The sequence below is a fragment of the Streptomyces sp. NBC_00376 genome, from assembly GCF_036077095.1.
Lineage (GTDB): Bacteria > Actinomycetota > Actinomycetes > Streptomycetales > Streptomycetaceae > Streptomyces.
On record NZ_CP107960.1, the window covers coordinates 3,236,650 to 3,251,017 of the forward strand.

General features: G+C 69.3%; 11 protein-coding genes. 8 read left to right on the forward strand and 3 right to left on the reverse strand.

All coding sequences use genetic code 11. The features are described from left to right. Positions 1-333 precede the first annotated feature (333 nt). The gene (locus OG842_RS14315; protein WP_266729984.1) at positions 334-2,250 is read left to right on the forward strand and encodes an ATP-binding SpoIIE family protein phosphatase; all 1,917 of its coding nucleotides are present in this window, start codon (positions 334-336) and stop codon (positions 2,248-2,250) included. A gap of 157 nt (positions 2,251-2,407) precedes the next feature. Continuing rightward, positions 2,408-3,877 (forward strand): catalase, encoded by a 1,470-nt coding sequence (locus OG842_RS14320; protein WP_266729985.1) that lies wholly within the window; start codon positions 2,408-2,410, stop codon positions 3,875-3,877. 75 nt (positions 3,878-3,952) lie between these two features. On the opposite strand, the gene OG842_RS14325 is transcribed toward OG842_RS14320, so the two are convergent. Then, entirely contained in the window at positions 3,953-6,208 is a 2,256-nt protein-coding gene (locus OG842_RS14325) for a transglycosylase domain-containing protein (protein ID WP_266729986.1), read from the reverse strand. A 222-nt stretch (positions 6,209-6,430) separates the two neighbouring features. On the opposite strand from OG842_RS14325, the gene OG842_RS14330 reads away from it, so the two are divergent. From OG842_RS14330 to OG842_RS14350, 5 genes are all read left to right on the forward strand, one after another. After that, positions 6,431-7,402, forward strand: coding sequence for an SPFH domain-containing protein (locus tag OG842_RS14330; protein ID WP_266729987.1), 972 nt, complete (start codon positions 6,431-6,433; stop codon positions 7,400-7,402). Further along, a complete protein-coding gene (locus OG842_RS14335) occupies positions 7,399-7,647 on the forward strand; it encodes a hypothetical protein (RefSeq protein WP_266729988.1) in 249 nt (82 codons plus the stop codon). Before OG842_RS14330 ends, OG842_RS14335 begins: the two co-directional genes overlap by 4 nt. Before the next feature lie 83 nt (positions 7,648-7,730). Further along, positions 7,731-8,255, forward strand: coding sequence for a PadR family transcriptional regulator (locus tag OG842_RS14340; RefSeq protein ID WP_266729989.1), 525 nt, complete (start codon positions 7,731-7,733; stop codon positions 8,253-8,255). Beyond that, entirely contained in the window at positions 8,252-8,938 is a 687-nt protein-coding gene (locus tag OG842_RS14345) for an ABC transporter ATP-binding protein (RefSeq protein WP_266729990.1), read from the forward strand. Before OG842_RS14340 ends, OG842_RS14345 begins: the two co-directional genes overlap by 4 nt. Further along, a complete protein-coding gene (locus tag OG842_RS14350; protein ID WP_266729991.1) occupies positions 8,935-11,334 on the forward strand; it encodes an ABC transporter permease in 2,400 nt (799 codons plus the stop codon). Before OG842_RS14345 ends, OG842_RS14350 begins: the two co-directional genes overlap by 4 nt. A gap of 110 nt (positions 11,335-11,444) precedes the next feature. Here the strand turns inward: OG842_RS14350 and OG842_RS14355 are convergent, their stop codons facing one another. Next, the gene (locus OG842_RS14355) at positions 11,445-11,936 is read right to left on the reverse strand and encodes a hypothetical protein (protein ID WP_266733589.1); all 492 of its coding nucleotides are present in this window, start codon (positions 11,934-11,936) and stop codon (positions 11,445-11,447) included. A gap of 784 nt (positions 11,937-12,720) precedes the next feature. After that, the gene (locus OG842_RS14360; RefSeq protein WP_266729992.1) at positions 12,721-13,680 is read right to left on the reverse strand and encodes a hydrogen peroxide-inducible genes activator; all 960 of its coding nucleotides are present in this window, start codon (positions 13,678-13,680) and stop codon (positions 12,721-12,723) included. Between the two features lie 131 nt (positions 13,681-13,811). Here OG842_RS14360 and OG842_RS14365 point away from each other — a divergent pair, with 131 nt between their 5' ends. Further along, on the forward strand, positions 13,812-14,366 hold the full coding sequence (locus tag OG842_RS14365; RefSeq protein WP_031083404.1) for a peroxiredoxin: 555 nt from the start codon (positions 13,812-13,814) through the stop codon (positions 14,364-14,366). Positions 14,367-14,368: the final 2 nt, after the last annotated feature.

A 14,368-nucleotide genomic window follows, 5' to 3' on the forward strand; every position in this document is an offset into this window, starting at 1 on the left:
TCCTCCGGAGTGCCGCTCCACCCCAACCGGGAGGCGCGGCACCGGACCTGACCACAAGTCACCGCACGAGCACCGCGTACTGCATGAGCTGTATGAGCCACATCAGTCGTATGAATCGTATGAACCACTACGAGGGGGTGGAGACGTGCTCGCTGTTGCCCGCCCCGTCGCCGGAAACGTTGTCACCGGCCAACCCCGCAAGCATCCGGTTTCAGCCCCTCGTTCCGGGGCATCCGGTGACAGCCGTTGTTATCGCCGCTCTTGCCGGGGCACAGTAACGCCCCACGAGGTGATTGCCTCATACAACCGGCCCGGACGGACGGAACCCCACGCGTGACGGAGCACCCCACCTCCCACGAAGGCCGGCAGCCTCTCGCCGCCCGGTCGCAGGAACGCACCCGGCCGCGGCAGCAGGACGCCGCGCCGGCCGCCTCCCCTGCCACCGCCGCGATCCCCGGCCCGGCCGCGGCTCCGGGGTCGGCAGCCGGCCCCGCGACCGGCCCCGCAGGACTCGATCCACAGGCCGCGGCCCGTCGTGAGGGCGACCGGCTGCGTTTCGTCGGGGCCGCCACCCGGCGGATCGCCCGCGGCATAGACCTGGACGAGATCGTGCTGGGCCTGTGCCGGGCCAGTGTGCCGACGTTCTCCGACGCCATACTGGTCTACCTCCGCGACCCGCTCCCGGTCGGTGACGAGCGGCCGGTCTCCCCCTTCGTGCTGCGGCTGCGCCGGTCCGACCGGCTGCGGCTGAGCGAGGAGGAGACGGACAGCTCGTCGGAGACCGAGCGGCTGCGGCTGCCCGTCATCGATCCGCACGGCGACCTGACGCCGGCGGCCGAGCTGTGCGAGGTCCGCTCCGGCGGCGCGCTGGCCGAGGTGCTGCGCGGGGTGCGGCCGGTCTTCGGGGACTCGGCGGCGGCCCGTGCCGCGCTGCCCGAGCTGCTCGGCGCCGGCCGGACCGTACCCACCGGACACCGCGCGATTCTCGCCCCGCTGCGCGGCCGGCGGCGGGTGATCGGCGCCGCCGTCTTCCTGCGCGGCACGGAGCGGCCGCCCTTCGAGTCCAACGACCTGCTGGTCGCGGCCCAGCTGGCGACGCACACCGCGCTCGGCATCGACAAGGCCGTGCTGTACGGGCGCGAGGCGTACATCGCCGACGAGCTCCAGCGCACCATGCTGCCCGACTCGCTGCCGCAGCCGACCGGCGTCCGGCTCGCCTCCCGCTATCTCCCGGCCGCCGAGACGGCCCGGGTCGGCGGCGACTGGTACGACGCGATCCCGCTGCCCGGCAGCCGGGTCGCCCTGGTCGTCGGCGATGTCATGGGCCACTCCATGACGTCCGCGGCGATCATGGGCCAGCTGCGCACCACCGCGCAGACCCTGGCCCAGCTCGACCTGCCGCCGCAGGAGGTGCTGCACCACCTCGACGAGCAGGCCCAGCGGCTCGGCAGCGACCGCATGGCGACCTGCCTGTACGCGGTGTACGACCCGGTCGCGCACCGGATCACGATCGCCAACGCCGGGCATCCGCCGCCCGTCCTGCTCCATCTGGGCGGCCGTGCGGAGGTGCTGCGGGTGCCGCCGGGCGCCCCGATCGGCGTCGGCGGGGTGGACTTCGAGGCCGTCGAGCTGGACGCGCCCGCGGGAGGCACGCTGCTGCTGTACACCGACGGCCTGGTGGAGTCCCGGCTGCGGGACGTCTGGACCGGGATCGAGCAGCTGCGCGAACGGCTCGCCGCCACCGCCCGGCTGACCGGCCCGGACCACTCGCCGCCGCTGGAGGCGCTCTGCGACGACGTGCTGGACATGCTCGGTCCGGGCGACCGGGACGACGACATCGCGCTGCTCGCCGCCCGGTTCGACGGGATCGCGCCGAGCGATGTCGCGTACTGGCACCTCGAACCGGAGGAGACGGCGCCGGGCCGGGCCCGCAGGCTGGCCCGCCGCGCGCTCAGCCGCTGGGGCCTCGACGATCTCTCCGACTCGGTGGAGCTGCTGATCAGCGAGGTGGTGACCAATGCGGTGCGTTACGCGGAGCGGCCGGTGACGCTGCGGCTGCTGCGCACCGACGTGCTGCGCTGCGAGGTCGGCGACGACTCCCCGCAGCTGCCCCGGCAGCGCCGGGCGCGTGACATGGACGAGGGCGGGCGCGGCCTGTTCCTGGTGAACCGGCTGGCCAGGCGGTGGGGGGCGACACGCCTCTCGACCGGCAAGGTGGTCTGGTTCGAGATGCCGTCCCGGGGCCAGTAGCCGGGCCGGCGAAGGAGCGGCACAAGGGCATGGAACGGGCGCGGGGCAGAGCCCTGTACGCAGGGTAGCGAAATGTTGCCGACCTCCTGTCGGCGGGTTTGACTTCAGTCGTGAACGAGACGGCCTGACCGAAACCCCCACCGACGGGAGGACGCTCGTGTCCGAGGAATCGAAGACCAAGAACACCCCGTACACCACGAACAACGCCGGAATCCCGGTGGAGAGCGATGAACACTCGCTCACTGTCGGATCCGACGGACCGATTCTGCTCCAGGACCACTACCTCATCGAGAAGATGGCCCAGTTCAACCGCGAACGGGTCCCCGAACGAGTGGTTCACGCCAAGGGTTCCGGCGCGTACGGCACCTTCAAGGTGACCAACGACGTCAGCCAGTTCACCAAGGCCGACCTGTTCCAGCCGGGCAAGCAGACCGCCATGCTCGCCCGCTTCTCCACGGTCGCCGGGGAGCAGGGTTCCCCCGACACCTGGCGGGACCCTCGTGGATTCGCCCTGAAGTTCTACACCGAGCAGGGCAACTACGACATGGTCGGCAACAACACGCCGATCTTCTTCGTGCGTGACCCCATGAAGTTCCAGGACTTCATCCGCTCGCAGAAGCGCCGCCCGGACAGCGCGGTGCGCGACCACGACATGCAGTGGGACTTCTGGACCCTGTCCCCCGAGTCCGCGCACATGGTGACGTGGCTGATGGGCGACCGGGGCATCCCGAAGACGTACCGCCATATGAACGGCTACAGCTCGCACACCTACATGTGGGTCAACGCGGGCGGCGAGCGGTTCTGGGTGAAGTACCGCTTCAAGACCGACCAGGGCATCGACTTCTACACGCAGGACGAGGCCGACCGGATGGCCGGTGTGGACGGCGACGTCCACCGCCGCGACCTGTTCGAGGCGATCAAGCGCGGTGACCACCCGAGCTGGACGCTGTACATCCAGGTCATGCCGTTCGACGACGCACCGGACTACCGGTTCAACCCGTTCGACCTCACGAAGGTGTGGCCGCACGGCGACTACCCGGAGATCGAAGTCGGCCGGATGACGCTGAACGAGAACCCGGAGGACTTCTTCGTCCACATCGAGCAGGCGTCCTTCGAGCCGTCGAACCTGGTGCCCGGCATCGGTCCGTCGCCCGACAAGATGCTGCTCGGCCGGCTCTTCTCGTACCCGGACACCCACCGGTACAGGATCGGCCCGAACTACGCGCAGCTGCCCCCGAACCGTCCGCGGTTCGGCCGGAACTCGTACGCGAAGGACGGCCCGATGCGGTACGAGCCGAGCCGTACGGGAGCGGTCTACGCACCGAACTCCTACGGCGGCCCGGCGGCGGACACCGCGCGCTACGGCGACCCGGCGGGCTGGGCGACGGCGGGCGAGATGGTCCACGAGGCGTACAAGCTGCACAGCGAGGACGACGACTGGGGCCAGGCGGGCACCATGGTGCGCAAGGTGCTCGACGACGCGGCCCGCGAGCGGCTGGTAGGGAACATTTCCGGCCATCTGCTGGACGGTGTGAGCGCCCCGGTCCTGGAGCGCGCGCTGCAGTACTGGCGCAACGTGGACAAGGACCTCGGCGACCGGATCGCCAAGAAGGTCAACGGCGGCTGACCCACGGGAAAGGGGTCAGGGGCGGTGCCGGCCGGCACCGCCCCTGACTCATGTGTTCATCGTCGGCTCAGGCGCTCATCGGGCGGGAGGAGCATTGTTGACGATGTTGTTCTCGTTGCCGTCGGCCGGCTTGCCGGGGACCCCGCCGCTGCCCGGCGGCTCCGGGGACTGGGTCGGCGGCGGCACGTCCGGGGACTGGGTCGGCGGCGGCACGTCCGGCGACTGGGTCGGCGGCACGTCGGGCGACTTGCTCGCGCTCTGCGAGGGCACGTCCGGCGACTGCGACGCGGTCGTGTCGGTGCTCGCCGTCTGCGAGGGGGTCGTCGAAGGCGAGGACGGGACGGTGGACTGTCCGCGCTCGACGTCCTCCAGGTCGAACTGGGCACTGGAGCCGCCGCCCAGCGCGCCGAGCGTGTAGTCCGCCCAGATCTGCGCCGGGAAGCCACCGCCGTTGGCCCGGCCGGAGTTGGCCGTGCCGGTCAGGCTGACCTGGCCGCCGCCCTCCTTGGGCGATTCACCGAAGAGCGCGACGACGGTGGTGAGCTCGGGGGTGTAGCCGGCGAACCAGGCCGACTTGTTGTTCTCCGACGTACCCGTCTTGCCCGCCGCCTCGTACGCCGAGGTGTTGGCCGCCCGGCCGGAGCCGCTGTCCACCACGCCGGTCAGCACGGAGGTCACGGTGTCGGCGGACTTGCGGCTGATCACCTGGCTGCCGACGCCCTCGACCGGCTCGACCGTCCGCTCACGGTGCTTGGCCGACTTCACGATGAACGGGGTGACCTTCTTGCCGTGGTTGTCGAGCGTGGCGTACGCGCCCGCCATGTCCCACGTCGAGGCGTTCATGGTGCCGAGCGTGATGGCGGGGCGCTCAGGGAAGTTCTTGTCCGGTACGCCGAGGGCCAGCGCGGTCTTCTTCACCGCGGGCGGGCCGACGTCGACGACCATCTGCGCGAAGACCGAGTTGATCGACGCGTTCATCGCCTTCTGCACGGTGACGCTGCCGTAACTCTGGTTGTCCTCGTTCTCCGGGGCGAACGGGGTGTCGCTGCCCACCACGGGCCGCTTGCTGGTGCCGTCGTAGCGGGTGTTGACGCCGATCAGGTCGCCGTCCTGGGTCTTCGACCCGTTCTCCAGCGCGGAGGCGAACACCAGCGGCTTGAAGGTGGAGGCCGGCTGGTAGTCCCGGCGGGTGGCGTTGGAGAAGTAGTGCTGGGTGTAGCCCGCCCCGCCGTACATCGCGACGACGGCGCCGGTCTTCGGGTCGACGGAGGTGGCGCCCGCCTGGACGGTCGCGTCGACCTTGTTGCCCTTGCGGTCCAGCTTGGACTCCAGCTGGCGGTCGACGGACTGCTCCAGCTGCTTCTGCCGCTTCTTGTCGATGTTGAGCGTGAAGGTCCAGCCGCCGGCCTGCCGCATCTCCGCGGTGATGCCCTGCTTCTCCAGCTCGTTGTTGGCCGCCTCGACGAGGTAACCGGTCTGGCCCTCCATGCCCTTGGCGGGCTTGGCCTTGCCCGGGACCGGGAACTCGAGCTTGTCGCGCTCGGCCTTGTCGAGCCAGTGCATCTCGACCATGTTGTCGAGGGTGTAGCCCCAGCGCTCCTTGACCAGCTTCTTGCCGGTCTCGCTCGCGGTCTGCCAGTCGTACTGGCTGGGCGCCTGGAGCACCGAGGCCAGGTAGGCACCCTGGGAGACGGTGAGGTCCTTGGCGTCGACCCCGTAGTAGGCCTGCGCGGCGGCCTGGATGCCGCTCGCGCCGCGCCCGTAGTACGCGGTGTTGATGTACCCGGCGAGGATGTATTCCTTGCTCTTCTTGCTGTCGACCTTGAGCGAGATCACCAGTTCCTTGAGCTTCCGGCTGATCGTCGGGTCCTGCGTCAGGTAGTAGTTCTTCACGTACTGCTGGGTGATGGTCGAGCCACCCTGCTTGCCCTTGCCGCTGAGGGTGTTGAGGAGCCCGCGCGCGGTGCCCTTCAGGTCGACGCCCTGGTCGTCGTAGAAGGACTTGTTCTCGGCGGCGACGAAGGTGTGCTGCACCTTCAGGGGCACCTCGGCCAGATCCACGATCTGACGGTTGACCCCGTCCGAGCCGGTCCGGGTCAGCAGTGACCCGTCGCTGTACTGGTAGACGTTGCTCTGCCGCTCGGCCAGGGCGTTGGCCTTCGGGATGTCCACGTACATGTAGAGGGCGACGAAGGCGCCCATGATCAGCAGGCAGAATCCGAAGAAGGCGCCCAGCATCTTCTTCCAGGTGAAGAGTCTGCGTATGCCGCCGCTCTTCGCGGCCCGCCGCGCTCCGCGCCGCTGGGCTCGTCGCGCATCCGCTCGACCCATCGCTGTGTTGCTCCCGTTTCTCTGCTCGACCAGATCCGCTCAGCCGAACCAGCTAACACCGTCGGCCAGGACAAAAAGCGAGCGATGCGGTCTTTTGCGGACGTGACAATCAGCACCCGTTCTTAAGGGAACCGACTCATGAAGGGTGCCCAAGGTTGCGAGCACAGGTAATGTGTAATCACATTGCTAGCACCGAGCCGGCCTTTCGAAACGGGGGATCCCATGACTGATCACGACAATCCGCACACCACGACCGCCCTTGCCACCGACCTCGCTCCCGACACGCCCCAGATGCCCGAACCGCAGGTGAGAGAGGTCACGGCGCACAGCATTCCCGGCGGTCTCGGCCTGCTGCTGACCGTGGTCGGCGTGATCGCCGGTATCGGTCTCGCCATCGTCGGCGGCGTCGTCGGCTCGAACGGCAACAACGGCCTGGGCGTCCCGGTCTGCATCTTCGGGGTGCTGCTCGTCATCGTCTCGTTCTTCTGCATGACGGGTGTGAAGATGGTCGCACCGGGCGAGGCCCGGGTGATCCAGCTCTTCGGCCGGTACGTCGGCACGATCCGCGCCGACGGGCTCCGCTGGATCAACCCGCTCACCAGCAGCCGGAAGATCTCCACCCGGGTCCGTAACCACGAGACCGCGGTCCTGAAGGTCAACGACGCCTACGGCAACCCGATCGAGCTCGCCGCGATCGTCGTCTGGAAGGTCGAGGACACCGCGCAGGCGCTCTTCGAGGTCGACGACTTCCTGGAGTTCGTCGCCACCCAGACCGAGGCGGCCGTCCGGCACATCGCGATCGAGTACCCGTACGACGCCCACGACGAGGGCGGCCTCTCGCTGCGCGGCAACGCGGAGGAGATCACCGAGAAGCTGGCCGTGGAGCTCACCGCCCGGGTCCAGGCCGCCGGCGTACGGATCATCGAGTCGCGCTTCAGCCACCTCGCGTACGCCCCCGAGATCGCCTCCGCGATGCTCCAGCGCCAGCAGGCCGGCGCGGTGGTCGCGGCCCGGCAGCAGATCGTCGAGGGTGCGGTCGGCATGGTCGAGATGGCGCTCACCCGGATCGCCGAGCAGGACATCGTCGAGCTCGACTCGGAGCGCAAGGCGGCCATGGTCAGCAATCTGATGGTGGTGCTGTGCGGTGACCGCGCGGCCCAGCCGGTCCTGAACACGGGCACTCTTTACCAGTGACCGAACAGACCCCGCCGGCCCGCAGGACCCCGCCGCAGCGCAAACAGATGCTGCTGCGGCTGGATCCCGCGGTGCATGACGCGCTGGCCCGCTGGGCCTCGGACGAACTGCGCAGCGCGAACGCCCAGATCGAGTTCCTGCTGCGCAGGGCGCTGGCGGAGGCGGGCCGCCTGCCGGGCACGGCACGGCCGATCCCCCGCCGTGGGCGACCCCCGAAGGATGCTCCGGGCCCGCCCGGCGCCTGAGCCCCGGGGTTCCGGAAGCCGGGGTTCCAGGAGTGGAACCCCGGTATACACCAGAGGTATACACGCCGTGTACAGTGCTCGGCATGTCAATCGGTCACACCCTGCTCGGACTCCTGGAGTCCGGCCCCCGCCACGGCTACGACCTCAAGCGGACGTTCGACGAGAAGTTCGGTCAAGACCGCCCCCTGCACTACGGCCAGGTCTACTCGACCATGTCCCGGCTGCTCAAGAACGGCCTCGTCGAGGTCGACGGCGTCGAGAGCGGCGGCGGCCCGGAGCGCAAGCGGTACGCCATCACCGAGGCCGGGATCACCGATGTCAGCTCCTGGCTCGCGCAACCGGAGAAGCCCGAGCCGTACCTCCAGTCGACGCTCTACACCAAGGTCGTCCTGGCCCTGCTCACCGGTCGCAGCGCCGAGGCCCTGCTGGACACCCAGCGCACCGAGCATCTGCGCCTGATGCGCATACTCACCGACCGCAAGCGCAAGGGCGACCTCGCCGATCAGCTGATCTGCGACCACGCCCTCTTCCACCTCGAAGCCGATCTGCGCTGGCTGGAACTGACCGCCGCCCGGCTCGACCGGCTCGCCGCGGAGGTGTCCGCGTGATCCCCGCCGGCTCCCTGCTCAGCGCCGACGGCCTGCACAAGGCGTACGGCCGGACGCCCGCGCTCGACGGCGCGTCGTTCTCCATCCACCCCGGCGAGGTCGTCGCCGTGATGGGCCCCTCCGGCTCCGGCAAGTCGACCCTGCTGCACTGCCTCGCCGGCATCGTCACCCCCGACCGGGGCACGATCACCTACGCGGGCCGCGAGCTCTCCGCGATGTCGGACGCCCAACGCAGCGCCCTGCGCCGCACCGAGTTCGGCTTCGTCTTCCAGTTCGGCCAGCTCGTCCCGGAGCTGACCTGCGTGGAGAACGTCGCCCTGCCGATCCGGCTCAACGGCGCCAGGCGCAAGGACGCCGAGCTCACCGCCCGCCACTGGCTGGAGCGCCTGGAGGTCGAGGGCGTCGGCGCCAAGCGTCCCGGCGAGATCTCCGGCGGGCAGGGACAGCGCGTCGCCGTGGCCCGCGCGCTGGCCGCCTCGCCCAAGGTGATCTTCGCCGACGAACCGACCGGCGCCCTGGACTCCCTCAACGGCGAACGGGTCATGGAGCTGCTCACCGAGGCGGCCCGGTCGACCAACGTCGCCGTGGTCCTGGTGACCCACGAGGCCCGGGTAGCCGCGTACTCCGACCGCGACGTCACCGTGCGCGACGGCCGGACCCGTGACCTGGAGCACGCCGTATGACGCTGCTCGACCGGAAGGACGCGCCGGCCGCGGCACCGCCGGCGCCCACCTCGCCCACCGGCGTCGCCGCCTGGTTCCGCGACCTCGGCCTCGGCATCCGCTTCGCCTCCGGCGGCGGGCGCGAGGGCTGGACCCGCACCCTGCTGACCGCCGTCGGCGTCGGCCTCGGGGTGGCACTGCTGCTGACCGCCGCCTCCGCACCGCATCTGCTCCAGGAGCGTTCCGCGCGCAGCGAGGCCCGCGCCGAGAGCTCCGTTCCCGGCGGGCCCGACGCGCAGGCCAAAAAGACCGACGCCTCGGTGCTGCGGATCAACTCGGAGACCGAGTACCGCAGCCGCACCGTCGAGGGCTGGCTGATGCGCGCGGACGGTACGCACCCGGTCGTCCCGCCGGGCGTCGCACGCTTCCCCGGTGCCGACGAGATGGTGGTCTCCCCCGCGCTGAAGGAACTGCTGGACTCCTCGGAGGGCAGCCTCCTCAAGGAGCGGCTGCCGTACCGGATCACCGGCACGATCGCCGACTCCGGCCTGGTCTCGCCGGGCGACCTGGTCTACTACGCGGGCAGCGACACCCTGACCCCCGCCGACGGCGGCCACCGGATCGCCGGTTACGGCGATCCGGGGCAGGGCGAGGAGATGCCGCCCGTCCTCATCGTGCTGATCATCATGATCTGCGTGGTGCTGCTGGTGCCGGTCGCGATCTTCATCGCGACGGCGGTGCGGTTCGGCGGCGACCGCCGTGACCGCCGGCTCGCCGCGCTGCGGCTGGTGGGTACGGACATCCGGATGACCCGGCGGATCGCGGCCGGCGAGGCCCTGTTCGGGGCGCTCCTCGGCGTGCTGACCGGGGCGGTGCTCTTCCTGGTGGGGCGCCGATTCGTCGGTCACATCGAGGTGTGGAACGTCAGCGTCTTCCCGTCCGACCTGGTGCCCGACCCCGTGCTGACGGCGCTGGTCGTCGTCTCCGTCCCGGTGGCGGCGGTGCTGGTCACGCTGGTCGCGATGCGCTCGGTGGTGATCGAACCGCTCGGCGTCGTACGGGGCGGCGGCAACCGCGGGCGCCGGCTCTGGTGGCGGCTGCCGATGCCGGTCGCGGGTCTGGCGGTGCTCGGACTGACCGGCAAGGTCGACGAGTTCACCCCGGTCAACCCGTATCCGATCGCGGGCGGTGCCGTGCTGGTCCTGGTCGGGCTCGCGCTGCTGCTGCCCTGGCTGGTCGAGGCGTGCGTGAACCGGCTGCACGGCGGCCCGGTGCCCTGGCAGCTCGCCACCCGCAGGCTCCAGCTGAGCAGCGGGGCCGCCTCCCGCGCGGTCAGCGGCATCACGGTCGCCGTCGCGGGAGCGGTGGCACTGCAGATGCTGTTCGCCGCGGTGGGCGACGAGTTCAGCACGGTGACCGGGCAGGACCCGTCGCGGGCCCAGTTCTACACGTACTCCGAGAAGGTCGAACCCGGGGCGGCCACCCGGACCATCGAGGAGTTCAAGGCCACCAAGGGCGTGGACGCCGTCATCGGGAAGGTCGAGACGTACGCCACCCGGCCCGGCAAGTACACGAAGTCCGACGTGCAGCCGACCACCAGTCTCATCGTCGGCGACTGCGCGACCCTGCGCGAACTCGCCCGGATCGGCTCCTGCACGGACGGCGACACCTTCGTGGCCCACCCCAGGAACGACAAGGAGATGTCCGACTGGGTCGATGCGACGGCCCGCAAGGGCAAGGAGGTCCTGATCGGCTCGGGCTACGGCCAGAAGCCGATGCGGTGGACCCTGCCCACCGACTCCCGGACGGTCCAGGCCCGCCACGATCCGCTGGGCGAGGACTCCTGGGGCATCATGGCCACCATCGGCGCCCTCGACCCGAGCAAGCTGCCGGGCGCGACGACCCAGACGCAGATCCGGATCGACGAGAGCGTCGAGGACGCCGCGGAGTACGTACGGAACACGGCGGCCCGGATCGACCCCGCGATGCGGGTCGCGTCCCTCACGTCGAAGACCCGTGACGAGAAGTACGCCAGTGTGCAGCGCGGCCTCCAGGTCGGCGCGACCGCGACGCTGCTGCTGATCGCCGCCGCGATGCTGGTCTCCCAGCTGGAGCAGCTGCGCGAACGCAAGCGCCTGCTGTCGGTCCTGGTCGCCTTCGGCACCCGGCGCTCCACCCTCGCCTGGTCGGTGCTGTGGCAGACCGCCGTACCCGTGGTCATCGGGCTGACGGTCGCCGTGGCGGGCGGGCTCGGCCTGGGCGCGGCGCTGATCACCATGCTCGACAAGAAGATCACCGACTGGTGGCTGTTCGTGCCGATGACCGGCGCGGGTGCGGCACTGATCCTGCTGGTCACGCTGGTGTCCCTGCCCTCGCTGTGGCGCCTGATGCGCCCGGAGGGCCTGCGCACGGAGTGACCTGTGCGAGGCGGCGAGGGGGCGCGGTTCCTCGGGAGCCGCGCCCCCTCGCCTTGAGCCGGCGCTGGTCGGCGCTCGTACCGGACTTACCGAAGGCAGTACCGTCGGCCTCAGCTCGGAGAACCAGAAGCGACCGGCTTGTCGGACGACCAGAAGTCGGAGTGCACGTTGGGAGTGGGCACTTCCTTCCCGCGGTAGTCAGTGCCCTTCCCCGGAGTGGAGGGCTGCGCCACCTTCGACTTGTCCACGCAGGCCGTTTGGACATCCAGGAAGAACTGCCCCTTGTACCCGACGACCAACCCCATCCTCAATACACCGTCGCCGGCATCGGCAAAGATGGCAGGGAACTCCTCGTCGGGCCTGACCTTGGTAATTGTGTAGCCCGACTTCTTCCATGCCCGCTCGATGATTCCGAGAAGCGAACCCCTGCGTTCCTCGGAGACCTGAGTCATGACCACAGCACGGCGCGTGACATCGCCGAGTTCCGGAGCGCCGGTGCACATTCCGCTGTCGGATTGACCGTGCGTCCACTCCAGGGGAGGGCGCACAGAAGACAGCGTGTCGCCGATGAGGCTGTCGGCCTTGTCCGCAGCCTGCTGCATATTCACGCTGGAACTCCTTTGGGAAGCAGGGGAATTATTGCTGCCACTCCCGCAGCCAGTTACGAAAGCCATGGCAAGCACAAGGACGGCGATGCGATTGGATACGTACTTCACCGCGGGGCCTCTTCAGTAATCAAGTCTGAATGTCCGGCGACGATCAAAGCGAGATTGTCTGCCGCTGACGGGTTCCTGTCCACGTCGAAATAACCAGAATGCGCGGGAGTTGGCCCTTGGCCCGACAGCCAGAACGGGAGTGGGCCGTCACCACTCTCCATTTATCTCCATGTGCGTAGTGTGGCGCTGCGCCGCATCGGCTTTGAGTTGTTCCCATTCATCCCACGCCATGCCTGGCCCCTCTCCCCCAGTGCCCCGGATGCCATCCGGGCAGGCTTCCCCGGGCTCCCCCATGAGTCCGTCGCGCTCATTTGAGGTTGCAGTCGCAGATCTTAGTGTTCAGTACGTTAAGTGACGTACAGTCACTCAAATTTCAGAGGTTTTGTATAGGTAAATTGGCTTGAAGTATTGCCGATTACGGACCGTCCGGGGCGATCACCATGGCTTCCGAGGCCTCCCGGCACTGTGCCGCTACTCACAGGGGCGTACCCTCTGCTCGGGCTCAGTCGACCCTCGTCCGGCCACCCGGGCGGAAAACCTTCGAAAGCGTGGCAACGGATACAAGCGACCTCCCGCGCGGGCCGGTCGGAGACCGCCATGCACGGAGTGACGAGCCGCGAGGACACGGTCCATTCAGAGGCGGCACCCCGCGCCTGACTCGCCCCAAGGGCTAAGGCCCTCCCGTCACCCGTACCGGCAGCCCCCGCATCGCCTCCCGCAGCGCCGCCGCGAACTCCTCGAACTCCTCGTGCCGCGCCGCCCCGGTCCGCATCCCCAGCGCCACCCGCCTCGACGGTGCCGGCTCCGCGAAGTACCCGGTGATCAGGGCCTCGTTGCGGCCGGTCTCGACCGTCACCGCGGTCCGCGGCAGCAGCGTCACCCCGAGCCCGCCGGCCACCAGCTGGACCAGCGTGGAGAGCCCGGCCGCGGTCGTGGTGACCGGCGCCCCCTCCGTGCGGCCCGCCTCCCGGCAGATGTCCAGGGCCTGGTCGCGCAGGCAGTGCCCCTCGTCGAGCAGCAGCAGCGGCAGCTCGCGCAGCGCCTCGCGCGGAATGTCGGCGCGCCCGCCCAGCCAGTGGTCCTGCTCCATCACCAGGACGAAGTCCTCCTCGAAGAGCGGAAGTTCGGTGACGCCCGGCACCCCGAGCGGAACGGCGAGCAGCAGCAGATCGAGCCTTCCCGCGGCCAGCCCCTCCAGTAGCGAGGAGGTCTGCTCCTCGTGCACCTGGAGGTCGAGCTCCGGGTAGCGCTCATGGACCAGCCGCAGCACCGTCGGCAGCAGGTACGGGGCGACGGTCGGGATCACTCCGAGCCTGAGCACGCCGGTGAACGGCGCCCGGACCGCCTCGGCCTCCTCCATCAGCTCGCCGACGGCCTCCAGCACCGCACGGGCCCGCACCGCGAGCCGCTCCCCGGCCGGCGAGAGCAGGACCTTGCGCGTCGTACGCTCGATGAGCTGGACACCCAGTGCCTCCTCCAGCGCCGACACGGCTCCGGACAGCGCCGGCTGACTCATCCCGATTGCTGCCGCAGCGTCCCTGAAGTGCAGATATTCCGCGACGGCCACGAAGGCACGCAGCTGCGACAGGCTGGGCTGTTTGGGCCTACTGCCCTGATTCACCTGAGCCACTGATAGGCACCTCCGATCATCAAGGCCGAGTGTAGCTATTTCCGCGATCAATGCACTCTGTGCCAAGGTGGACCTTGTCCAACCCTCAGGAAATCCCCTAAAAGGGAATTCCAACGCTACAAGGAGAGCGCGTGCTCACTGTCGGTGACAAGTTCCCCGAGTTCGACCTGACTGCTTGTGTCTCGCTGGAGAGCGGCAAGGAGTTCGAGCAGATCAACCACAAGACCTACGAGGGCAAGTGGAAGATCGTCTTCGCGTGGCCGAAGGACTTCACCTTCGTGTGCCCCACCGAGATCGCCGCCTTCGGCAAGCTGAACGACGAGTTCGCCGACCGTGACGCCCAGATCCTCGGCTTCTCCGGTGACTCCGAGTTCGTGCACCACGCCTGGCGCAAGGACCACCCGGACCTGACCGACCTGCCGTTCCCGATGATGGCCGACTCGAAGCACGAGCTCATGCGTGACCTCGGCATCGAGGGCGAGGACGGCTTCGCCCAGCGCGCCGTCTTCATCGTCGACCAGAACAACGAGATCCAGTTCACGATGGTGACCGCCGGTTCCGTGGGCCGTAACCCCAAGGAGGTCCTGCGGGTCCTGGACGCCCTGCAGACCGACGAGCTGTGCCCGTGCAACTGGACCAAGGGCGAGAACACCCTCGACCCGGTCGCCCTCCTCTCGGGCGAGTGAGC